The sequence below is a fragment of the Wigglesworthia glossinidia endosymbiont of Glossina morsitans morsitans (Yale colony) genome (assembly GCF_000247565.1).
Lineage (GTDB): Bacteria > Pseudomonadota > Gammaproteobacteria > Enterobacterales > Enterobacteriaceae > Wigglesworthia > Wigglesworthia glossinidia_B.
Map to the genome: position 1 here is coordinate 514008 of NC_016893.1, position 24050 is coordinate 538057.

The 24050-nt window shown below is 21.9% G+C and carries 18 protein-coding genes; 6 read left to right on the forward strand and 12 right to left on the reverse strand.

Translation table 11 applies throughout. From position 1 onward, the window contains the following. Positions 1 to 1332: an HslU--HslV peptidase ATPase subunit gene (hslU, locus tag WIGMOR_RS02530; RefSeq protein WP_014354262.1), complete on the forward strand. Its 1332-nt coding sequence runs from the start codon at positions 1 to 3 to the stop codon at positions 1330 to 1332. Between the two features lie 38 nt (positions 1333 to 1370). On the opposite strand, the gene emrD is transcribed toward hslU, so the two are convergent. Next, entirely contained in the window at positions 1371 to 2534 is a 1164-nt protein-coding gene (gene emrD / locus WIGMOR_RS02535) for a multidrug efflux MFS transporter EmrD (protein WP_014354263.1), read from the reverse strand. Between the two features lie 220 nt (positions 2535 to 2754). Between emrD and WIGMOR_RS02540 the strand changes: the two genes are divergently transcribed. Beyond that, on the forward strand, positions 2755 to 3507 hold the full coding sequence (locus WIGMOR_RS02540) for an FAD-binding oxidoreductase (protein WP_014354264.1): 753 nt from the start codon (positions 2755 to 2757) through the stop codon (positions 3505 to 3507). Positions 3508 to 3563: 56 nt separating this feature from the next. Continuing rightward, positions 3564 to 4331 (forward strand): triose-phosphate isomerase, encoded by a 768-nt coding sequence (tpiA, locus tag WIGMOR_RS02545; protein ID WP_014354265.1) that lies wholly within the window; start codon positions 3564 to 3566, stop codon positions 4329 to 4331. Here the strand turns inward: tpiA and corA are convergent. The 11 genes from corA to asnS all read right to left on the reverse strand — a co-directional run bounded on the left by corA (position 4326) and on the right by asnS (position 22286). Continuing rightward, on the reverse strand, positions 4326 to 5273 hold the full coding sequence (corA, locus tag WIGMOR_RS02550; protein WP_014354266.1) for a magnesium/cobalt transporter CorA: 948 nt from the start codon (positions 5271 to 5273) through the stop codon (positions 4326 to 4328). The genes tpiA and corA overlap by 6 nt on opposite strands. 1357 nt (positions 5274 to 6630) lie before the next feature. After that, the gene (gene yigB, locus WIGMOR_RS02555) at positions 6631 to 7350 is read right to left on the reverse strand and encodes a 5-amino-6-(5-phospho-D-ribitylamino)uracil phosphatase YigB (RefSeq protein WP_014354267.1); all 720 of its coding nucleotides are present in this window, start codon (positions 7348 to 7350) and stop codon (positions 6631 to 6633) included. A gap of 98 nt (positions 7351 to 7448) precedes the next feature. After that, on the reverse strand, positions 7449 to 8282 hold the full coding sequence (dapF, locus tag WIGMOR_RS02560) for a diaminopimelate epimerase (RefSeq protein ID WP_081469470.1): 834 nt from the start codon (positions 8280 to 8282) through the stop codon (positions 7449 to 7451). A gap of 207 nt (positions 8283 to 8489) precedes the next feature. Continuing rightward, positions 8490 to 9590 (reverse strand): porin, encoded by a 1101-nt coding sequence (locus WIGMOR_RS02565; RefSeq protein ID WP_014354269.1) that lies wholly within the window; start codon positions 9588 to 9590, stop codon positions 8490 to 8492. A gap of 111 nt (positions 9591 to 9701) precedes the next feature. Continuing rightward, a complete protein-coding gene (locus tag WIGMOR_RS02570) occupies positions 9702 to 10544 on the reverse strand; it encodes an N-acetylmuramoyl-L-alanine amidase (RefSeq protein ID WP_050812772.1) in 843 nt (280 codons plus the stop codon). Further along, complete coding sequence (locus WIGMOR_RS03470) at positions 10519 to 10914, reverse strand: AMIN domain-containing protein (RefSeq protein ID WP_050812773.1); 396 nt, start codon at positions 10912 to 10914, stop codon at positions 10519 to 10521. The genes WIGMOR_RS02570 and WIGMOR_RS03470 overlap by 26 nt, the downstream gene beginning before the upstream one ends. A gap of 50 nt (positions 10915 to 10964) precedes the next feature. Further along, the gene (locus WIGMOR_RS02575; RefSeq protein ID WP_014354270.1) at positions 10965 to 12800 is read right to left on the reverse strand and encodes a hypothetical protein; all 1836 of its coding nucleotides are present in this window, start codon (positions 12798 to 12800) and stop codon (positions 10965 to 10967) included. Positions 12801 to 12833: 33 nt separating this feature from the next. Further along, a complete protein-coding gene (gene recB / locus WIGMOR_RS02580) occupies positions 12834 to 16316 on the reverse strand; it encodes an exodeoxyribonuclease V subunit beta (protein WP_014354271.1) in 3483 nt (1160 codons plus the stop codon). A gap of 60 nt (positions 16317 to 16376) precedes the next feature. Beyond that, positions 16377 to 19676, reverse strand: a complete 3300-nt coding sequence (gene recC / locus WIGMOR_RS02585) for an exodeoxyribonuclease V subunit gamma (RefSeq protein ID WP_014354272.1) — start codon at positions 19674 to 19676, stop codon at positions 16377 to 16379. An 80-nt stretch (positions 19677 to 19756) separates the two neighbouring features. Next, positions 19757 to 20242 (reverse strand): 2-amino-4-hydroxy-6-hydroxymethyldihydropteridine diphosphokinase, encoded by a 486-nt coding sequence (gene folK, locus WIGMOR_RS02590; protein ID WP_014354273.1) that lies wholly within the window; start codon positions 20240 to 20242, stop codon positions 19757 to 19759. 646 nt (positions 20243 to 20888) lie between these two features. Further along, positions 20889 to 22286: an asparagine--tRNA ligase gene (gene asnS / locus WIGMOR_RS02595; protein WP_014354274.1), complete on the reverse strand. Its 1398-nt coding sequence runs from the start codon at positions 22284 to 22286 to the stop codon at positions 20889 to 20891. Positions 22287 to 22802: 516 nt separating this feature from the next. On the opposite strand from asnS, the gene rpsF reads away from it, so the two are divergent. The 3 genes from rpsF (at position 22803) to rplI (ending at position 24037) form a co-directional block, all read left to right on the forward strand. Next, a complete protein-coding gene (gene rpsF / locus WIGMOR_RS02600; protein ID WP_014354275.1) occupies positions 22803 to 23150 on the forward strand; it encodes a 30S ribosomal protein S6 in 348 nt (115 codons plus the stop codon). A 167-nt stretch (positions 23151 to 23317) separates the two neighbouring features. Beyond that, positions 23318 to 23545, forward strand: a complete 228-nt coding sequence (rpsR, locus tag WIGMOR_RS02605) for a 30S ribosomal protein S18 (protein WP_041944178.1) — start codon at positions 23318 to 23320, stop codon at positions 23543 to 23545. Positions 23546 to 23584: 39 nt separating this feature from the next. Next, positions 23585 to 24037: a 50S ribosomal protein L9 gene (gene rplI / locus WIGMOR_RS02610; protein WP_014354277.1), complete on the forward strand. Its 453-nt coding sequence runs from the start codon at positions 23585 to 23587 to the stop codon at positions 24035 to 24037. Positions 24038 to 24050 lie beyond the last annotated feature (13 nt).

Here is a 24050-nt window from a genome sequence, read left to right on the forward strand (position 1 = left end):
ATGTCTAATATGACTCCAAAAAATATTGTTAAAGAACTTGACGGATATATTATCGGTCAAAATGATGCAAAAAGAGCCGTAGCGATAGCATTACGCAATCGCTGGCGTCGCATGCGACTTGAAGACTCATTGAGATACGAAGTTACTCCAAAAAATATTTTAATGATTGGACCTACTGGAGTAGGAAAGACAGAAATTGCTCGTCGTTTAGCAAAGCTTGCAAAAGCACCTTTTATTAAGGTTGAAGCAACAAAATTTACAGAAGTTGGTTATGTCGGCAAAGAAGTAGATTCTATTATTAGAGATTTAACTGATGCTGCAGTAAAAATGATTCGACTGCAATCTATAGAAAAAAATAGATGTAGAGCAGAAGAACTAGCAGAAGAACGCGTTTTAGACGTGCTCATTCCTCCAGCTAAAAATAATTGGGGGAAAGTTGACATAAATACTGAGCCTTCAAAAACACGTCAGAATTTTAGAAAAAAATTAAAATCTAAAGAACTAGACGATAAAGAAATAGAAATTAATCTCGCTGCAACTCCGATTGGCGTTGAAATTATGGCTCCTCCAGGAATGGAAGAAATGACGAGTCAATTACAATCAATGTTTAAACATCTAGCAGGTCAAAAACAAAAAACAAGAAAAATAAAAATTAAAGAAGCAATAAAATTACTGATTGAAGAAGAATCTGCAAAACTTATTAATATTGAAGAAATCAAAGAAAAAGCAATAGAAGCTGTTGAACAAAACGGCATTGTATTTATAGATGAAATTGATAAAATTTGCAAAAGGGGCGAAATATCGGGCCCAGATGTATCAAGAGAAGGCGTACAAAGAGACTTATTACCTTTAGTAGAAGGTTGCACTGTATCAACTAAACATGGAATGGTAAAAACAGATCATATTTTATTTATTGCATCAGGCGCTTTTCAAGTTGCTAATCCTTCTGATTTAATTCCAGAATTGCAAGGCAGATTACCTATTCGTGTAGAATTATCCGCGTTAACTATTGAAGATTTTGAAAGAATTTTAACTGAACCTAATGCTTCTCTTACAAGACAATACAGCGCTCTTATGGCTACAGAAGGCGTGACCGTATTCTTTACAAAAGAAGGTATTAAAAAAATAGCAGAAGCTGCGTGTCAGGTAAATGATGCTACAGAAAATATTGGAGCGAGAAGGCTTCATACGATTTTAGAGCGTCTTATGGAAGAAATATCATATAATGCAAGCGAATGGAATGGAAAAAAAATTAGTATTGATGCTCAATACGTAAGTAGTCATTTAGACAAATTAGTCGCAGATGAAGATCTAAGCCGATTTATATTATAATAAAATTGGTTATTTTAATGCAATATAAAAAATTAATTTTAATTTTTTATTCGAGATAAACGAATCCAGCAAGATAAAATTATTATCCCTATAATACACGTAATTATTCCAAGCATAAATTGTCCGTTTTTAGAAAAAAAAGAAGATATAAATGCTATCAGACTAGATCCAATATTTTGTACACCTCCTAACAATGCTCCAGCCGTTCCAGCCATATACTTATATGGTGCCATGGCTCCTGTAGTAGCAAGTGGAAATAACATTCCTGCGCCAAAAAAAAATAAACTTGCAGGTATTAAAACGGTCCAAATTTTTATTATACCCAACCATCCGGGAATCCACATAAGTATTCCAGATACAAAACAACATATTACAGCTTGCCACATCAGTGTTTTAAAAGACCGTTTACTATATCCAATATAAAAGGATCCTAAAAATATACTAGGTACAGGTAAAATAAATAACATACTAATTTCTATGGTGTTAAATCCCATATTACTTAAAAATATCCCACTATTAGATTCAAATGCTACAATTCCAGATAAACTACTCGTTAAAATAACTAAGTAATAATTAAATTCTTTTTTAGATAGTAAAAATTTAAATCCAATATTTTCATTTACAACATTTTTTGGTCTAGTTTCAGGCAAAATATATAATATTAATATACTAATGATTATACTAATTAATAATAAAAATAAAAAACACATTCGCCATCCAAATACATTTGATATAATTCCTCCTAATACTGGTGCTAATAAAGGACTAATAAGAATTCCCATATTAAGAAATCCATTAGCTTTTTTTAAATCTTCATGATTTAAAAAAACATCACGCGGCAAAGTACGTGCCATTACGCCTCCTACTCCGGTGCCAAGACCTTGTATGCCACACAATAAAATCATATACCATAAAGAATTAGTAAATAAAATTAAAGTAGTAGCAAATATAAAAATAGACATGCCTATTAAAATTACTGGTTTTCTTCCAATTCGATCTGAAAGAGGTCCGTATATAAGCTGCGAAGTTCCGTAGCATAAAAGATATCCGGCCATTAATCCTTGAATTTTTTCTTGTATTTCTCCTAAATCATAGGCAATTTTTGCAATACTAGGTACATAAATAGTTTGCGACATTTGTCCAACAGAAATTAAGAATATTAACAAAATTAGTACATATGAATTATGTAATTTTTTGATCATATTTTATAAAAAAGACAATAAATTATATTATCTAAATATAATAACTGATTTTTTTTATTACTACTAATTTCTCACATACTAGAATTTAAATAAATTAAAAATTATACAAAACTTGTTCAATATAAAATCAAACAAATTTAAAACTTCATATATTCAAGTTTATAATTTTTTTAGTTCAGGATATAATAAAACAACTTAAAATTAAATTAGAGTAATAAAAATGACGGAATGGATTTCTGGAAATGTAATTAAAATAAAAAATTGGACTGAAAAATTATTTAGTATTGTTTTAAATGCACCGATTTCTCCATTTATCGCCGGTCAATTTGCAAAATTAAAATTAAAAAATTCAAAAAATATGTCGATACAACGCGCATATTCATATGTAAATGCTCCAAATAATAAAAATTTAGAATTTTATTTAGTTGAAGCGAAATCAGGTAAGTTTAGTCCTCTTTTAAGAGCACTAAAACCAGGAGAAAATATTTTAATTACAAAATATGCATCTGGATCATTTACACTTGAAACAGTGCCTTCATGTAAAAATTTGTGGATGATTGCTACGGGTACTGCGATTGGACCATATTTATCTATATTGCAATATGGAAAAAATTTAAAAAGATTTGAAAATATAATTTTAGTACATGCAGTAAGATTTTATCAAGATCTCAGTTATTTAAAAAAAATAATGCAATTAAAAGAAATCTATAAGCAAAAACTTTTTTTTCAAAAAATAATTAGTCGTGAAAAAGTTTTTAATACATTATATGGTCGAATACCAGAATTAATTATTAATGGAAAATTAGAAGACTCTCTTAATGTGGAAATCAATTCACAAAATAGTCACGTAATGTTATGTGGAAATCCAAATATGGTTCGTGATACTTATGAATGTTTAAATAAAAAATATTCTATGATAAAAAATTATCAAAAATCTCCAGGTCATATCACTAGTGAATTATATTGGAAATAATATAAAATTTTGCATATTCATTATCGATATACAATGTAAAAAGGCTAATGATTAATATGAAAAAAATTCCATTTATATTGGCAAACTGGAAATTAAACGGGAATCTTTTGTTAATAAAACAAACATTAATTAGATTAAACAAAGAGAGAAATTTTTTAAAAAAATTAAAAATTGCTATTGCTCCTCCAATAATATATTTAAGCGAAGCACAAAAATATATTTACGATAATAAAAATATTTATTTAGCCGCACAAAACGTTGATGCGCATATTTCTGGACCTTTTACTGGAGAAATTTCGGCTTATATGTTGCAAGAATTTGGGATAAAATATGTCATTATAGGACATGCTGAACGTAGACAATTTCACTATGAAGATTATAAAGTAATTACTAAAAAATTTTTGATTCTTAAACAATATAATTTAATACCAGTATTATGTATCGGAGAATTGTACAAAGATTATGCCAACAAAGAAATAAGAAATATTTGTATCAAACAAATTAATCCTATTTTAGACGTTTTAGGGATTGAAAGCTTTAAAAGAACAATTATCGCGTATGAACCAATTTGGGCTATAGGTACCGGAAAAACACCATCCCCAGAATATATACAAAATGCACATTTATGCATTCGTAGTTATTTATCTCAATACGATGACAGTATTGCTAAAAATGTTGTTTTGCAATATGGTGGTTCAGTAAATGCGAACAATGTTTTAAAAATATTATTACAGTCTGATGTAGACGGCATTTTATTAGGTAAATCGTCTATTCATTTAAATGAATTTTTATCTATTTTACGTATTGTAAGTAATTTTTTATAACCATTTCTTACTTCTGAAGTAAAAATAAGGCGCTAATCCAGCTAAAATCATTTCTAAAATTGCAATAGGATATCCTAGTGCCCATTTTAATTCTGGCATAAATTCGAAGTTCATTCCATAACTAGAAGCTACTAATGTAGGTGGAAGAAATACTACTGAAACTACAGAAAATATTTTTATAATTCTATTTTGTTCAATGTTAATAAAACTTATTGCAGCTTGCATTAAAAAATTAACTTTTTGAAATAAGGATTCATTATGAGGCAATAACGAATCGATATCATGCAAAACTCCTTTGGCTTGTTCTAATTGTTTAGAGGGTAAATGTATTTTTTTTACTAAAAAGTTTAACGCTCTTTGAGTGTCCATTAAACAAAGTCGCACTTTCCACCCTACATCTTCTAAAGATGCTAAAGTAGAAAGAGCATTGTCATATTCATCTCTTTGATTATCTTGCATAATAACCATACTAAGAGTTTCTAAATCACTATAAATATTTTCTATTTCGTCTGCTAATTGTTCTATTTTTGTTTCAAATAAATCTAGTAAAACTTCATATGCATTACCATCAATTAATGTTTGATTTCTAGTACGCATGCGATATAAGCGAAAAGCTGGAAGGTCACGCTCTCTTAAAGTATATAAACGATGGTTTCTAATTGTAAAAGCAACAGTGGAATTGCCTACATGTCCTTCGACATCTGAAAAAAAGAAAAATGAATGTATATGTAGTCCTTCTTTATCTTCAAAAAATCTAGCAGATGCTTCGATATCTTCTAAATCTAAATATTTTGCTAAATTTTGACCTAGTTCAATTTGAATGCGGTTTCTTTCTTTTTCTGTCGGTTCAACAAGGTCAATCCATATTGCTTGTAATAAAGAAACTTGTTTTAAATTCAAACGTAATAAACGATTTTTATGTAATTGAAATGCATTAAGCATAGTTTTTCATTATTAAGAATAAAAAAATTATATTTAAGTTGATTTAAAAAAATGTTAATTTACATTAAAATTTATTTTAAAGATTAAAAATTTTTTATCAAATGATTTTAATAAAATTTAAATTATTTTGTATAAAATTTTTTATCAAGAATTATTGAAATTCATTGAGATAAGAATTTTTATATATTTTTTGATTTAAATATACAGCAGATGTATAGATTTTAGTTTTTTAATTAAAAATTTTTCAAGAATATTTTTCATAATTTAATAATGTTAATTTATAAAATCTAAAAAAAAATTTTAATTTTTATAAAAATTTATATTTTTAAATAAATTTAAATTATTTTCTATTATGAAAACAATCATATATGAAAAATAAGTTTTTTTGCTAAATTTTTTTACATAAAAGAATAAAATATTCTATAAATAAAGTTAAAATTTTGAATTTTTTAGTTGGTTAAAAAATATTGATAAATTTTTTTTTGTATCTGTCTAAAAAAATATTTATTTTTATTAAAAATTGTTTTTCACAAAATTTGTGCAGTAATTTATAGATATACATTTTTTAATTTAATTTTATTTTTCGTAAATTAAATATTAAAAAATTAAATTTTAATTTTTCATATTAAAATATAACTTAAAAATATTGATTTTATAAGTTTAATACATGATAGTAAATCTTTATAAATATATGATAATTAATTTTTTTATATAATTATTTATATTGAAAAAATCTATGATTTTTTAATAAAAAATAAAATTTATCTTTTATAAGATTAAATGAATTTTTAAAATTTTTATTTTTTTTGAATCAATTTTGTGTACATTTAAAAAAAATTGTTATTTTATTTTTTGATAATGTATAATTTTTTTTAAAAAAATTATATATTAAAAATTTTATATTTAATAAAACATTTAAATTTTTTTCTTTAATAAATATTTATAATTAATTTTTTTAAAAATCAAAAAATATTTTGATTATTATCAATTTAACTTAAGTTACATCTTGATATTTTAATATAAAATAATGTTCTATTTTAGTTTTCACATTAAATTAAATTTATTTTTTTGCAAAATATTTTAATTATTTTTGATAATAAATAAAAAACTTAAATTATATATTTATTTCTATTAATATTTTTCTATAAAAATAAATTTAATTTACATTAATTAGAATAAATTTACAAATTCAATTCATAATTTATTTTTTATTTAAAATTGTATTTGATGACATCAGACGAAGAACTTGAAATATTGTTATTTTTTATTTTAAATATAGATCATTGAAATGTTTTTTTTACTTTCATGTCATAATTTCTTAATTATTAAAATTTTTAAAATTTTAAAAATAAAATTTTTATACAAAATTTTTCAGATATATTAAATTTGAAATTTCGAAATGCGGCAGTACTCTTGCATCTTTAGAAGATAACAAACTTTTATTGTATATATTTAACCAGCAAGCCTGCATTCCATAATTTATTGCTCCAAGCACATCTGTGTTTAAGCTATCTCCAACATGTAAAATTTCGTTTGGTAATAAATTTAATTTTTTTGCTGCTAAATCATACATATTTACATATGGCTTAGGTGGTCCATTTACACCAGATCTAAAAATTTCAAAAAAATATTGATTAATATTACATTCTTTCATATTCATATCGCCATTTGTAATCGCAATTAATGGCAATTTAGCGCTAAGTGATTTTAATATATAATGTGTATCTGTTGATATATTAATTTGGTTTCTCCAAAAATTTACTAAACTCATAGCTTGACGGGAAATTATTATTGCTAATTGAGATTGTACTCCAAAACTTTTTATAGATAACAGTATTGATTGTCGTCTCCAATCGTTAATATTAAAATAAATTTTTGGATATTTTAATAAAATCTTTTTTCGATAAAATTGATAATTTTTATGAGTAAATTTTAATAGTTTAGGATGTGATTGATTTAAAAAATGTATTAATTTTTTTTCAGCACGTTTAATAACGGGTCTATTATCGTACAAAGTGTCGTCTAAATCAAAGGTTAGCGCTTTAAAAGGTTGAATTAAACGATAAAAATATATCATACTTAAATAAGTTTAATAATTTAATTATTAAATTTATTATATGCTTATTTAATATATCCGTAAATTAAATTTTTTAAAAAAATTTATTTATATTATATTTAAAAAATATATCCTTCATAAATATGTTCTGCAGGACCTATAATTGAAATTAAATTTAAATCGTTTTTCCAAGATACTTGTAAATTTCCACGTAAAAAGTTTACTGTCACTATATGATTTAATTTTTTAAGATGAATTCCTACTGCGACTGTAGCTGCAGCAGCACTACCGCAGCAATATGTGCTGCCAACGCCTCGTTCATATACTCTAAGTTCAATATTGTTAAAATTTATTATCCGTGAAAAGCTAACATTCACTACATTTGGAAATAAGATGTATTTACTTAATATTGGAGCAATTTTTTTTATTATATATAGCTCAAAATTTTTGACAAATATTACACAGTGTAAATTTTCTACGTAAACAATATGATATACAATTTTTTTTTTCAAAAAACCAAAATATTTTTGGTACATACTGATATGATAATTTTTCAGAATATTCGCGTTAATTTTTTTAAATTTCGGCGAATTTATACGTACACAAATTAATTTTTGATTTATTAATGATGCATGTGACTTATTATAATGTGTTCCGATACAAATTTTATTTTTTTGTGTGAAATTTTTTAAATGTAAAAATTTAAAAACGCAACGTATTCCATTAATACATTGCACGGCTTCAGAAGCATCTGAGTTAAAAATACGAATATAGAAATCTATTTTTTCATCATAAGATTGCATCACTATAATTAATTGATCAAATCCAATTCCGGAATATCGATTAGACAATTGAACTATTCTGTTTTTTGATAAATTTACTTTTTGATTAATAGCATCTATTAAAATAAAATCATTACCTATACTGTGCATTTTTGAAAACTTCATGTTCATATAAAATTTTAAATTAAAATTTTATAAATATTAACATAAATAAGATTATTTTGTATTTTATTTAAAATAAAAAATTAAATTTAATTATATAAAAAAAATTTTAAATTTATATTTTTTATCTAAAATTAAAAGTTTATTTTAATTAAATAAATTTTATATTTTTATACATTTAATCAATGCATAAGATAACATAAAAATTAATGTAAATTAAAATTTATAACTCATTTTTAATCCAAAATCATTATTTTTTTGAATATTACTAGTATTTATTTGATTATATTTTAAAAGATAGTGTACTAATATTTCGATATTTTCATTAATAAATATTGACGTTCCCATAACAATATTTTTTTCTTGAATTTTATTTAAAATATTATTGTCAATTGAATTTATTTTAGAATTTAAATATCCCCAAAATGGATAAATCTTAGAATTTATATTGTAACTCGATATGAATTCGAAACTTTCACTATTAGATAATACTTTTTCGTGTATTAAAAAAATTTTATTTATTTTATTATCAAAATTAAGATGCCATTTTTTACCATATAAAATAGCTAAATAAACTGGAGCTTTTTCGTATTTCATACCTAAAGAAAAAAATTGACTATGATATTTTTTTACATTATTTATTAGTGTGTAAGTCGCATAGTTTTTTAAATACGAGCTTACAAAATTTAAATCGCTATTTTGAAATCGATATAAAATCGATGCTCCATAAGAATTGTTATTAATATTTTTAATATTGTCTTGAACTTTTATAAAATTACTATTCCAGGAAAATATACGTTGTAAAGAAAATGTTAATCCTGGAAAAAAATTATATAAATTTTTGTTACGATATGTCAATATTTTTGCAGGATAAGATCCTAATATAACGTTTTTGAACGTAAAATATTTATCGAATGATGGTATATTTTTTATATAGTCAGATACATCATTTAGTACAGTTCGACTTTTCCCGTATTCGATAGTATTTTCCTGAAAATTTGTACTAAATACATTTGAAGATATGTTATTTTCAAAAAATAAATTATCAGAATATTTATTTTTAAATGGTGTATGTTCTATTTTCCAAAAACTAGATATAGTTTCATTAAATTTTAATTTATATAAAATTCCGTATGTTATAAAAATTTTTTGTTTATTGTTTTCTTTTTTAAAAAGATTATGATCGCTATAGATTTTTCCATATAAAAATATTTCAGGGTTTTTTTTCAAAAAAATTTCACTAGCAGATAAATATTGATTTTTTAAACAAAAAATAATAATTATTATAATAATTTGAAATATTTTATTTTTTTTCATAATTTTTAAATGGTTTAATTTATATAGTTAAAAAATTTAATTTTAATTAATTTTTAAATTTCTTTTATATCATATTTAATTGATAAAACAATGTATTAAGAATTTATATATTTATTTATTAAATAAATACAATTGTATTCCATGAAAAATAGCTTCTGCAATTTTTTGTTGATAATATGGATTATTTAATTTCATTTCTTCTTGTAAATTGCTAATAAATGCTAATTCTATTAAAATAGATGGAATTTCTGGATATTTTAGTACTGCAAATCCGGCATAATTCAAAGTATTTTTATGTAATTTAGTTATTTTTCCAAGAGAATTTAAAATTTTATTTCCAAATTTGAAGCTTTCATACATTGTAGAATTTTGCAATAAATCAAACATAGTATTATCTAGATAATAATCACCGCTGCTTGGTATTCCTATAAATTTTTTTATAGAATATTTTGTATTTAATAAATGTTTTTCTGCAACATTTATTGCACTTTTTTTAGACAAGATAAATACAGAAGCACCTTGAGCTAATTTATTTTTTACTGAATTAGTATGAATCGAAATAAACAAATCTATTTTTTTACGACGTGCTTCAAGAATTCGATGTTTTAAAGAAACAAATATGTCTTTATTTCTAGTCATATAAACTTTGATATAACTTTTTTTTTGTATTATGGACTGTAAACGTTGAGAAACTTGCAATACAATATTTTTTTCATAAGTATTATTTTTACCAATTGCACCTGGATCTTCACCTCCGTGTCCTGGATCAATCATAATTTTGAATATTTTTTTATAATTTAATTGATATTGTTTATTATTTAAACTTGTTTTTGTTTTTTTTGAATTCAAGTAATTTATTAAATCCGAGATAATTTTATTACGTTTTTCTATATTTAGATTTTTATTTTGATTGATATTGACAATTAACTTATTTTTTTTTTGAATATATAACATTTACTGCAGAAAAATTTTGTAATTCTAATACCAGACGAATGATGTTCTTTTTAAATATCCCAAATCGAATTAACTTAATATAAACCGAGTATAAATTTTCTTTTTTTAATGATTTAAAATTATTAATTGAAAAATTTGAATTTTTAAAATCAATAACAAAACGATATGGATTTTGCAAAAAAAAATACGAATAATTTATATGATATTTAGATTGAAATATTATTTGTGTTTTATCTTTAAGATTTTTTATAGTAATATCAAAAAACAAATTTTGATTATTTTTTTCCAAGGCAATAGCAATATTTTTAAAACACAAAATTAACCAAAAAATAATTAATAAACTAATTTTTATTTTTTTATCATGAAACATTTTGACTTGTAACGAGAATATTGAATTTATTAAATTTTTACTTGATATCTTTATAAGATACCAACTTTTTTATATGCAGAATGTAAAAAAGATCTCTTCAAAGAATTATTAAAGTCATATATGATAACTTTTTTTCTAACTTGCAATAAAGTTGTATATAAAAATTCATGAGCAATGTTAGATGAAATGGAATGTGAGAGTAGTATGATAGCATTATCTAGAGTAATAGATAAGTCTAAAAAATCTTTTATGTACAAAATAAATGCAGGTTGCAAATTTACAAACATATTGCAATTAAATTTTTTAAATTTTTTGTTTTTATAAAAATATACATAACTTTTTGGATAATTTTCAATTATAATCCCAATATCATTTTTATATATATCTAGCAAAGAATAATCTATTTTAGATATTACTAATCTTCCTGTATATAAGTTACGTTTTATCGATAAATTATATTTGTAAAATAAATAATTTTTCAACATATTTTCAATAATATAATTTAATTTATATACTCCCAAATAATTATATTTAGATGTGCAGATTACTCTAAATTTTGTTACTGAATAATTTAAAATATAATTTATATTATGAAAATTTTTTTTAATTTTATTAAAAAATTTAACATAATTTAAAAAAATTTTATTTATCATATCTTGACAATCTAATTGATTTTTTAAAAGAACATATTTAACACCTTTATAGATATTTTTGTTTATAAAACTCAAAATTTCATGAGAATATTTAATTTTAATTAATTTTGCTAAATAGTTAATGTTAGGACATATTTTGTGCTTTTTAAAGTTCTTAATTATTAATATATTACCTAAATTATTTATAATAGCAGGAGTATTTAATTTTTCTATAGAAAATATGTTTTCATTTAATATTTTAGTAAATTTTGGTTTATAAAATAATTTTTTTGAATTTTTACAGTATGTATATATTTGAGAGAGAATTGATCCTTTTTCTATATTTTTAAAATTAGAATGATTTCCAATAAATACAATTTTGCTTGTATTTTTTTTATATACGTTAATAATATCATTGATAACGGATAAATTAATCATAGAAATATCATAAATAATCATAAAATCACAATATATAGGATAGTAACGATAAGAAACAAAATCTTGATTGTAATAATATGAATTTAATAATTCATAAAGCACAATACAATTTATAGAAAAATTATTTTTTAAATATTTTTTTTTTAAGTATCTTATTTGTTTATTAAAAAAAACTAAAGATCTTTTATTTAAAGTTACTAATATTAAATGACAATAGTTTGTAGAATTTAATTCTAAAAAAATTGATAAAATATCAAAAATAAAATATTTTTTATTAAGTGCTTTTTCTCCTAATATCCATGCAGGACTATAATTGCATATATTCAAAATCGATTGAATTTTCCAAAAATTATTTTTTTTATTAGTTATATATTTATTAAAAAAATTGAAAATTATTTTATTTTTTTTATTACTACATGGAAAATAAAAACGAGTATATAAAAATTTTTTAAAATTTACTTCATTTTTCCATGTATTATATAAATATAATTTTTGTTTAAATAAAACAATAGGTCTGTAATTAAAAAAATGACCAACTATTTTCGATTGAAAAAGTTTATTTTCCCATTGTTTTATAGTATTTACTTTTCCATGTACTTCCCATAGTATATCTAGTTCATGTTTTTTAAATAATTTTTTTAAAGTATATAAAGATAAATAAGAATTTCCTAATCTGTTTTCTGCGCTTAAAAAAGCGCTAGCTAAAATTAAATAAGGTTCTTTTTCTATATTAATGGATAATGAAAATTGTATGTCTAAAGAATTTAATACTTCAATTTTTTGTAATTTTAAAAAAATTTTTTTGATAATTTTCATAATAAATTTTAATTAAATTAAAGTATATATGAATCATTTTTTTATAAGAAATAAATTATCAATACTATTTACTAATTTGAAATTAGGTTTCAAAAAATATATTCCATGTTGATTTTTAAAAGATTTTTTACTTATACCTCGTAAAAAAAGATAATATATTCCTCCAAAATGTTGATTATATTCATATTTTTTTAATCTATTTTTTAAATATCTATGCAATGCTAATGTATACATCTGATACTGCAAATCATATCTATACTTTACCATCTCTTTTTCCATAGAATTCAAACTATATGATTCATCATTGCTTCCTAACCAATTAGATTTATAATCTATAAAATAATATTTTTTTTTCCATAAAAAAATTAAATCTATTGCACCAGTCAACATACCTATAACACCATCAATATTTTTAATATTTGAACATTTTTGAGAAATTGAATCATATTTTTTAATTAAAAAATTAAATTTTTTAGCATTTATTTTAGAATTTATAGAAAGAAAAAATTTTAACTCAGTAAGTTTTTTACTTGAACTTATTGTTGCTAAAAATAGTTCTTGATTATTTAAAGGTATATGTAAAATACTATTTATCCATTGCATAATATTTTCTGACAAAGATACATCAATTTCGTATTTTATAAGATTATCTTTAATTAGATTCATATTTAATGGTTTCTGAAAATCAATTAATTCAAATATTTTATGTACAAATTTTCCAAATTTTTTTCCTCTAGGTAATTCATGAGGAGAAAAATTATTGTTTTTATTTTTTACAATTAAGCTTAAATTTTTTAATGTAAAAGAAGGATCTTTTTTAAAGTCTGAATAACTAATAATTTTCCAAGAATTTACAACATTTCTATTCCATGAAATATCTTTTAATTGATTAAAATTTATTACAGGATTTATTGATAATTTTTTAGATTGCATTAATATTGAATTAATCATAATATCTCCATTAGAAATGGTAGAAAGATTTTGTAAATTTTTTTTTAAAAAATCAAAATCTCCTTCTTTTCTTTTTTGTACTAGATATCCTATTGGAGTTAAATGTGTTTGATTAAATCGATTTTTATTATTTCCTTTAAACAATACAGATATTCCTACACTGCAATGATAAATGGAACGTGTTAAAGCAACATATGTCAATCTTAAATCTTCTGATAATCGTTCTTGTTCGGTAAGTTTTTTATTTCTTAAATTTTTATTTAAATCTAATATTAATTGATGCGTATTTTTGTTATGAAATAAAACATAATCTTTTTTACGAAAATTTAATAAAAAAGGCAAAAAAACAATTGGAAACTCTAAACCTTTAGCTTTAAAAATTGTCATAATTTTGATTATTTTTTGATTATTTTCAACAGGTATTTTATAATTTGTATTTTGTGTTTCAGGTAAATTGATTTGATTTGATATCCACAATAATAAAGATAGTTTACTTGTAATATTTTTTGAAATTTCTTGCAATATTTCCGCAATATGTAATATGTTATTTATAGATTTTTTATTTACTCCATAATAAATATGTTTAAATTTAAAAATTTCAAATGTAATAAATCTATTTAACATTAATTTGATTCCATATTTCTTCCACATATCTCTATAGAATAAAAATTTTTGATAATATTCATAATATTTTGAAGTTGCTTTACGTTTGTATATTTGCTTTATATTAAATCCTAATAGTCGTGTAGATAATGACTTTCTCAGGAAATCACTATTTTCTGCATATAGAATACCTTCTAGTATTTGTAATACTTCTTGAGCTTCACGAGTATGAAAGATACTATTACTATCTGATAAATATGCGTTAGGAATAGACAATTTATCGCACGCTTCTTGCATAAAATTAGCTTCATTTCGATTACGTACTAATACCGTGATATCCGAAGCAGTTAAATTACAAATAGTATTTTTTTTTGTAAAAAATGTATGTTCTTTTTGAGCAAGATGAATAAGATTTTTAATTTTTATTGCATATTGATTTGCCATATAATTTTGATAATCTTTTAAATTCATATTTTTATATGGACAATGTAAAAATTCTAATGAAGGTTGCACTTGATTTTTTTTAATAAAATTTAAAGTATAGTTATACTGTGTAGATTCAATTCTATTATATTTAATATATTTGAATATAAATGGATTGCTAATTTGTTGAAATAAGCAATTGACGGCGTTTATCATACCTGCTGAAGAACGCCAATTTTTTTTCAATGAATAACATATTTTAATTTTTTTTTTTATTTGAATATATGTGAAAATGTCTGCACCTCGAAATCCATATATTGCTTGTTTCGGATCTCCTATTAATATTAAAGCGCACATATTTTGTCGATGATATATTTTAAAAAATATTTTATATTGAATTTTATTAGTATCTTGAAATTCATCAATCATAGCAACTGGGTAATAATGTCGAATAACTTCAGCTAAATGATACGATTTATATAATGCGGATTTTAATAATTTCAACAAATCATCAAATTCTAATTTTTCTTGGGCGTATTTTTCTTTTTTAATTTTTTTACGTATTATTATTATTACTTGAATAAATATTAATTGTTTAAATTTTTTTATATATGAATACGCGTGATTTAATTTTTTAAAAAATATTATATGGAATATTTTCATATAACAGGAATTAATTGTATTTAGATAAAATTTAATCTTTTCAAATTCTACTGGAATATGAAGATCTTGCGTACGTTTAATTGACCATGTATCTATATTTTTAATATACATATCTAACTTTTTGTATTTTTTATCAGAAAATATTTTAAAATCAATTTTGCACAAAATTTTATTTTTTATTTTTTTCCAGATTTTTTTCAGTTGATTAATTTTATTAACGTGTATGTAATAAAAATTTTCAATTGATTGCATGTAATCAATTGAATCTAAGATTATAGGAATATCTCCTTTGATAAAAGGAAGTGCATCTTTTAACAGAGATTGAGGTGTTTTCCATAAATTAAAAATAATACGAATAATATCTACAGATAAAATTGAAAAATGTTCATGCCAAAAATTTTCAAAGATTTTTTGATACAAGATAAATTCATCTTCTAATAATGAATTATTTAGCGTATATCCAGATTCAAATAAATTTAAATTTAACATACGATGACAAAACCCATGAATAGTAAAAATAGAAGCTTCGTCTATTTGTTTTTCTGCAGAAATTAAACGTAAAATTGCTGTTTTTAAATCTTTAATTTCTTGTATTAAAGGGTGTCGTATATCATAATTAATGCAAGCCAATTTTAAATGAAAAATTTCCTGTCTAATACGATTTTTTAGTTGATTTTTTGCGGCTTCGGTGTAGGTAACTACCAAGATTTCTTTGATATTTAAACCAGATAAGAATAAACTTTGATTTAATCCTAATAAAAGTCTTAAATAAAAAATAATAATACTGTAAGTTTTTCCCGTACCTGCTGATGCTTCAATTAAGCACGTATTTTGTATTGGAAAAGTTATTGGGTTAAGTATTTCATGTTTTTTCATATTTAAATATCATATTACATCGTAATATTTTAAATTATACAATTTATTCATTAAATTTTTTTAATAAAAATCTTGTTTAGAACAGTGAAATTTTAATGGAAAAATTAAATATTTTTTTGATTCTTTGATAATTTTATCAATATAAAATTTTGTCAGGCAAGGTATTACTTTACATATATATGGATCTTTTGATTCTCCAGAAATAAACATATTACCATTCCAAGCATTAATTAATTTCGTACACGCATAATTTTGAGATTTTTTATCTAAATTTAATATTTTTTTATTTTTATTAAAACAATTTATTATCCATTCACTACCACATTTATTTAATAAAGTTAGTGGAAAGTTTGTGCCTTGTTGATAACCGATTATAAAAATATATAATAGTTCTTTTGCTTTTTTTTGTGATATATGTGTATAATGCCAATGTGATTCTATACCAAAAAAATAACTATCACCTATTCCTCCTGAAATGCAATACAGCAAATGTTCTATCCAAAATAATAAACCATCATATAAAGATAACTTACGTATGTTCCAGCGTAATAATCCAGATTTAGAAATATTAAATAAAAAACCCATTATTTTCACATCCCCGCATTCAAAACATACTTTAATCTTATTAATTGTAGTACATTTATATTTATTAATCATATTAACTAACTTTAATATTTTATCACATTGTTGTTCTGCGATAATCATTCCAATTTTTCCGTAAGGAATATTTTTTATTTCATAAAAAATATTTTTTATCTTCATTTTTGGATAGTTTTGCATAAAATACCGAAATAAATTAATGTTAATACAATTTTTTATTAATTGAAAATTGAAGTTGTTTTTTTTATTATGCAAATAATTCAAACTATTTGAAAAATTTATATTTAAGTAATATTTACACCAAAAACGTATTGGATGTGTATAAAATTCTAAAAATTTGTTTATTAATATCTGAAAAATATATTTATTTTTTTTATTTCTAAAAGTTAACGTGCAAGAATTTTTTTTTATATCTTGGTTATTTTTTAATAAATTTTGATGATAATTCTGAATATTTAATATGCAAGATAAACTTGATTGATTGATATTTTTTTTTATTAAAAAGTCTTTTACTAAAAAAAAATTTTCTAAAAAACTAGTTATATTTTTATTTGGAAATCGAAAACTAACTGCAATATATTCTAGTAATTCATTAATAATAACAGAAGAATATTGCAATTTATCTGCTTGTATTGAATTTTTCAAAAAACTAATATATAAATTATTTTTCGCAGATAATAATATTTTTAAAAATGCATATCGATCTTCATCATAACAATTTTGATCTCCAAATCGCGGTGATTGATACATCAAATCAAAATCGATATGAATATTAGATTTAGGATATACATTATCGTTCATGCCTAGTAAACAAATTACTTTATATGGAAATGTTTTTGAAGCAGAAAAATTGCAAAAATCAATGTTTCCAGATAAAAATTTTTGACTATATTTTTCTTGATCAATATTTTTAAATAAAATTTGTGATAGTACCTCGATATTAATTAATTTGTTGTATTTTGAATATTCTCCGTTGAGAATAATTTTGCTCCAATTTTTTTTTAATATTTTTAGTACTTTTTTTTCTTCTTTATTAGGTTGGAAAAAATCACAGATTATTTCATTTATACAATCTTTCCATAAATGCAATTCGCGCGAACAAGATAATTTTTCGTACCATATGGTAATTTGATCAATAATTTCTGATAATTTTCCTACTGCATGAAAAATATTAATTTTATTATATTTTTGTTTGAAAAAAAATTCATATTTGTTTTCTTTTTTTGTCATAGCATATTCGTATAATATTTGTTTAATATTCTCTGTCCAAGTATGTTTAGAAATACAATTTGGGTGATTTTTTTGGAAAATTTTACTGTTCAATCCCCAACGAATTTCCGTATGAGTAATTAAATTTTTTAATATTTTAAGTTCATTCGAATTTATTCTATATCGATTTGCAATTGCTGAACATTCTAAAAAAGAAAAAATTTGTTCCACAGAAAATGTATATTTAGGTAGTTTTAAAAGATTAAAAATATTTGATAAAATAGGATGTAATTTTAATATTTTTCTATCTGAAATATTTGCATGTATATTATATAAATTTTTGTTAAATACTGATTGAATTGCTTGAGCATATTTTTCTATGTCTATAGACATTACGATAATATCTCGAGGCGAGATATGGTGATTCCTTGAAAGAATGTCAAGAAGATATATATATAATAACTCGATTTCATTGTATATACTATTGCATTCGCAAATATATATCGAATTATCTTTAACATCTAAATAACGCATACTATCTGAAATTAAGCTATTTGATTGAATATTAGAATAATATCGATGTTTTAATATATCATTTTTTAAATAATTTAATAATGTATTATTTTTTCTTTTATAAAAAGCTTCTATATTTATGATATAATCCAAATTTTCTAGTAAAAGTAAATAATCAGACCCTGATTTGCCCCAAGAAGCTAATAAAGAATATTTAACAGAAATTTTTTTAAGTGATTTATTTATTTTTTTTGTATATGATTTAGGAAAATATGAAAAACAATTTTGATTTTGAATATCACTCCAGTACTTATAGGAAGGATTCACAAAAAATAAATGTACTTCAAGATGCATACTGATTTGTTCTAAAATTCTTAAATATATTGGAGGCATAAATGAAACATTGAATAAGAAAATTCTTTTTGGATGGTTTTGAGGTAAATTTAAACTTTTTTTAATCATTTCAACGCACATCTGATATATATTAGAAATATTAAAATTTTTTTCTTTTTTTATTTTTTTTACTAACTTTTTCCATATAACAGATTGCCAAATTTGCTCTTTTCCTATATTTTTAATTAATTTATTTTGTTCCCATAAAGATATCCAATCAGGACGAAAAATAAGGTATTGAAAATACAAATCAGATAGTTTGTTAGCAAAATAAAAAATTTGATACTGATTATTAATTTTTAATAATTGATTTAATTCTGAATATTTTTCAAAATTTTTAATATTCAATATTATACGTACAATATACCACATAAGCATTGTTTTAAAAGAAAAATGATCATGAGGAAGATTTTTTATATTTATTTTTAATATATTCCAAATAAAATTATTAACCAACAAAAAATCTATGTTTAAAACTATATCTATGTCATATGCAAGTTTTATTTTTAACCATTTCATCATTGATTGATGATTAACAATAATAATTTCGTTGCACATAGCATTTCGTATAGGAAATCTTTTCATAAAAGACGATAAAATACTTTTTAAAATTTCTAAATCATTAGAGTAATATGTATAAATCATAATTTTTAATTTTATTTGAAATAAGATGCATTATTAATTGATAGTAACATATTAAGAATATCAATTATAAAGATAAGAATTTATTCTTTCCATAATTTTAATTTCTTGCATGTTATCTTAGATAATCTATATGCTAAAGTGGTACCATCAGGAAATATTAAATTAGGCGATATTTCCATTAAAGGGTACAAGAAAAAGGATCTATTATATAGATCATAATGTGGAATAATTAAATCTGAAAATTTATATATATTATTTTCAAAAAGTAAAATATCTAAATCTAAACTACGAGGCCCCCATTTTATAGAATTTCTTTGTCTACCTTGGTTATTTTCTATTTTTTTTATTTTTTTTAAAAGTTCTCTAGGTAATAAATTAGTATATAATTTTACTACTGCATTAAGAAAATTTGGTTGATTTCTTGTTCCAAGAGGTTTACTATTATAATATTGGGAACACGCAAGAATTTTTGTATTTGGAAGATTTTTTAAAGCATTTATAGCACAATCTGCTTGTATTTTAGGGTTTTTTATATTACTACCTATTGCAATCCATGTATTATACATATATTTTAATTAATCCATAATTTTAAAAAAATTTTAATTGTTAATAAAATTAAGTTTTTATTTATAAAAGTTTGAATAGAAATATATTTAGTAGTGTTTATTAATGATTAATTTATATTATATATCAAAACAGTATGTTGTTTGAATTTATAAGATTTAATCAATATTTAAATCTTGTTAAGATTAATCAATTTTAATATTTGATAGAAAATGATTATTTTAAATAAAAAAAATCAATATTTATATTTAACAAATAAACAATCTGAATTTATTAAATTTTATTTTGAAAAATAATGAATTTAAAAATTTTTTTAGTTGTTGATGAAAAAATTAAAGAAATAATTTTTTATTTCAATTCAAATACAATTAATTTACTTATATTTATAAAAAAAAACTTATACTTTTCAAATTTTTTTATATTTTATATATGCGCATTAACTTAAAAAGTGTTATTTTAAAAATTTAATTGAAAATTATTGAATCAATTAACAATTTTTATGAAATTAAATTTTTTATACAAAATATTTCTAATGTTTAAAATTTAAATCAAATTTTATCAAAATTTATAAAATTGATTCTTTAAAATGAACTTTAGATATGTTCAAACAATTTTTTAATTTATATAAAAGTAAAATAATTTTTTATTTTAAAAATTTGCATATTTTGGCGTTCTAGGAAATGGAATAAGATCTCTTACATTTTTAATTCCAGTAACATATGATAGTAATCTTTCTAATCCTAAACCGAATCCTGAATGCGGCACTGTTCCATATCTTCGTAAATCTTGATACCAATTATAATTTTCAGGATTAAGATTGTTTTCTTTTAAACGTAAATTTAATTGTTCCCAACGTTCTTCTCTTTGAGATCCTCCAATGATCTCTCCGATGCCTGGTAATAAAATATCTGCGGATGCAACAGTTTTTTGATCTTGATTTAAACGCATATAAAATGCTTTTATTTTTTTTGGGTAATTTTTAATAACTATTGGTTTTTTATAATATATATCAGATAAATATTTTTCGTGCTCTGAAGAAAAATCTTCTCCCCAATTTAAATAAGATTTAAAATAATTAGTAGAATTGTTTATAATTTTTATTGCTTCTGTATATTCTATAAAAAATGCTTCACTTACAATGAATTGTTGCATACGATTAATTAAATTAGTGTTTGTTTTTTTTTCTAAAAAAATTAAATCATCAAAACATCTACCTAAAACATTTTTAAAAATATTTTTTAACATTTTATATGCGAAAAGTATAATTTCATCTAAATTTAAAAAAGCTGCTTCAATTTCAATCATCCAAAATTCTGCTAAATGTCTAGTAGTGTTTGAATTTTCAGCACGAAAAGTTGGTCCAAAAGTGTAAACTTTAGATAAAGCACAAGCGTAACTTTCTAAGTGTAACTGACCAGAAACGGTTAAAAATGTTTTTTTTCCAAAAAAATCTTTTTTATAATCTACTTTTCCTTTTAAATTTTTTGGAATATCTTCAAAATTTAAAGTAGAAACACAAAACATTTCTCCACTTCCTTCTGTATTTAAAGCGGTAATTAATGGAGTAGAAATCCATAAAAAACCTTGTTGGCTTAAAAATGTATGTATTTCTTGAGCGATAAAATGTCGTATTCTTGTAATTGCACCAATAATATTTGTTCTAGGCCTCAAATGAGCTAAATTTCTCAAATATTCTAAAGTATGTGATTTAGGTGCTATAGGATAAGTTTCTGGATTAAATACGTTACCTATAATTTTGATAGATTTTGCATAAATTTCTAGTTGATCTTTATTAATAGATTTTTGAACAATCCCTTCTATGCAAACAGAACATCCAGAAGTTAATTGTAAAATGTCTTTTTTATAGTTTTTTAAATCTTTATTTGCAATTACTTGTATATGTTTAAAGCATGATCCATCATATATGTCAATGAAAGAAATGCCTATTTTTGAATCTCGTTTGTTTCTTACCCATGCATTAATAAAAATTATTTGCGATGTTAAAATTTTTTTATTAAAAATATCAATAATTGTAGTTAATTTCAAATAAGTATCCTTTAATTTTTTGTGTATTAATTTATCTAAATTTGTGTAGCACTATATCATAGAATTCAATTATACTAATTTAAGAAATTAAAAATAATTTTAATTTTTTTTGAGTGTTACTCAAGTTAATAATAATAATTTATTGCGTAGAAAATAAAATATTTAATTTATTTTATTTGATTATGATATAAAATATATAGTCATCTCTTATATGCTTTTATAATTCAACCTAAATACAAAATACGTAAACGGAATAAGAAAATTTTTATTCAATAATTTTAATATGTTAAATATGAAAAATCATTCTTATGATTTCATAAAATATAATAGTTATTAAATATTTTAATTAGAAATTTTTAAGAAATTTTAATTCAAATATTGAAAACTCGTATAAATCATATTTTTTATACATGCTTATATTAATTAAAAAATTTTATATTTAATTCTTATTTTAAGATAAATTCAGATAAAATAAATTTTATTTTTTAGATTTTAAATACTTTCAAGGAGCAAGTGATGCGTCACTACGAAATAATATTTATGGTGCATACCGATCAAAGTGAACAGGTATCTAAAATTATTGAACATTATACTACAATTATTAAAAAAAATTCAGGATATGTACATCGATTAGAAGATTGGGGCAGAAGGCAATTAGCTTACCCAATTAAAAAATTACATAAAGCACATTACGTTCTCATGAATATAGAAACATCTACAAAGATATTAGAAGAAATTATACAAGATTTAAAATTAAATAGCGCTATATTAAGAAATATGATTTTAAAAATTAAATCTGCCGTTACAGAGCCGTCTCCTATGTTTAAAGTCAAAGAAGAAAAAAATATAGATAATGGAAATTAATTTGTTAAAATTAATAGATTTTGATAACAAAATTCTATATATATTAAAAATATTTTAAAGTTTTTAAAAAAAATTCAAACGAGAAAATCAAATAAATTAAATTTTTTAAAAAATTTTTATTTTTGATTTAAACACCTATATGTTTTTAAATTTTTTGGAGAATATTGATAATGCGTAACTTTCGTAGACGTAAGTTTTGTCGATTCACAGTAGAAAAGATTCATCATATAGATTATAAAGATATTGCTCTTTTAAAGAACTATGTTACGGAAAATGGGAAAATAGTGCCAAGTAGAATTACCGGAACACGTGCTAAATATCAAAGAAAACTTTCTAAAGCTATTAAGAGAGCACGCTATTTATCACTTTTACCATATACTGACCATCACAATTAAAAAAAATCTAAAAATTTAAAAAAAATATACGGAACTAAAATGCAAATTATTTTATTAAAAAAAATTATTAATTTAGGTAATCCCGGAGATCAAGTTAGTGTTAAACCTGGATATGCTAGAAATTTTTTATTTCCTAGAAATTTAGCCATCATAGCTTCTGAAGAAAATGTGAAACATTTTGAATATAAAAAAATTAAACTAGAAGAAAAATTAAAATACGAAACATCTTTATTAGTAAATCGATGTGACAAGATAAAGAACTTAAAGTGTATTGAAATTAGTTGTAAAGCAGGACGTAATGGTAAATTATTTGGATCTGTCGGAGCACGACAGATTGCAGAAAAAATTAAAGAAAAAAACGTACACGTAATGAAACATGAAATTAAATTAATAGACGGTCCTTTAAGATTAATTGGTTCATATAAAGTAAAAATTCAAATAAATCAAAAAATTTTTACTACTATTGATGTAATACTAAAAAATAACATTTAGTAGTATATTTTAT

Bases quoted from the DNA above. Each gene is read 5' to 3' on its own strand.
- hslU (WP_014354262.1), top strand. From the start codon at position 1: ATGTCTAATATGACTCCAAAAAATATTGTTAAAGAACTTGACGGATAT.
- emrD (WP_014354263.1), bottom strand. From the start codon at position 2,534: ATGATCAAAAAATTACATAATTCATATGTACTAATTTTGTTAATATTC.
- WIGMOR_RS02540 (WP_014354264.1), top strand. From the start codon at position 2,755: ATGACGGAATGGATTTCTGGAAATGTAATTAAAATAAAAAATTGGACT.
- tpiA (WP_014354265.1), top strand. From the start codon at position 3,564: ATGAAAAAAATTCCATTTATATTGGCAAACTGGAAATTAAACGGGAAT.
- corA (WP_014354266.1), bottom strand. From the start codon at position 5,273: ATGCTTAATGCATTTCAATTACATAAAAATCGTTTATTACGTTTGAAT.
- yigB (WP_014354267.1), bottom strand. From the start codon at position 7,350: ATGATATATTTTTATCGTTTAATTCAACCTTTTAAAGCGCTAACCTTT.
- dapF (WP_081469470.1), bottom strand. From the start codon at position 8,282: ATGAACATGAAGTTTTCAAAAATGCACAGTATAGGTAATGATTTTATT.
- WIGMOR_RS02565 (WP_014354269.1), bottom strand. From the start codon at position 9,590: ATGAAAAAAAATAAAATATTTCAAATTATTATAATAATTATTATTTTT.
- WIGMOR_RS02570 (WP_050812772.1), bottom strand. From the start codon at position 10,544: ATGTTATATATTCAAAAAAAAAATAAGTTAATTGTCAATATCAATCAA.
- WIGMOR_RS03470 (WP_050812773.1), bottom strand. From the start codon at position 10,914: ATGTTTCATGATAAAAAAATAAAAATTAGTTTATTAATTATTTTTTGG.
- WIGMOR_RS02575 (WP_014354270.1), bottom strand. From the start codon at position 12,800: ATGAAAATTATCAAAAAAATTTTTTTAAAATTACAAAAAATTGAAGTA.
- recB (WP_014354271.1), bottom strand. From the start codon at position 16,316: ATGAAAAAACATGAAATACTTAACCCAATAACTTTTCCAATACAAAAT.
- recC (WP_014354272.1), bottom strand. From the start codon at position 19,676: ATGATTTATACATATTACTCTAATGATTTAGAAATTTTAAAAAGTATT.
- folK (WP_014354273.1), bottom strand. From the start codon at position 20,242: ATGTATAATACATGGATTGCAATAGGTAGTAATATAAAAAACCCTAAA.
- rpsF (WP_014354275.1), top strand. From the start codon at position 22,803: ATGCGTCACTACGAAATAATATTTATGGTGCATACCGATCAAAGTGAA.
- rplI (WP_014354277.1), top strand. From the start codon at position 23,585: ATGCAAATTATTTTATTAAAAAAAATTATTAATTTAGGTAATCCCGGA.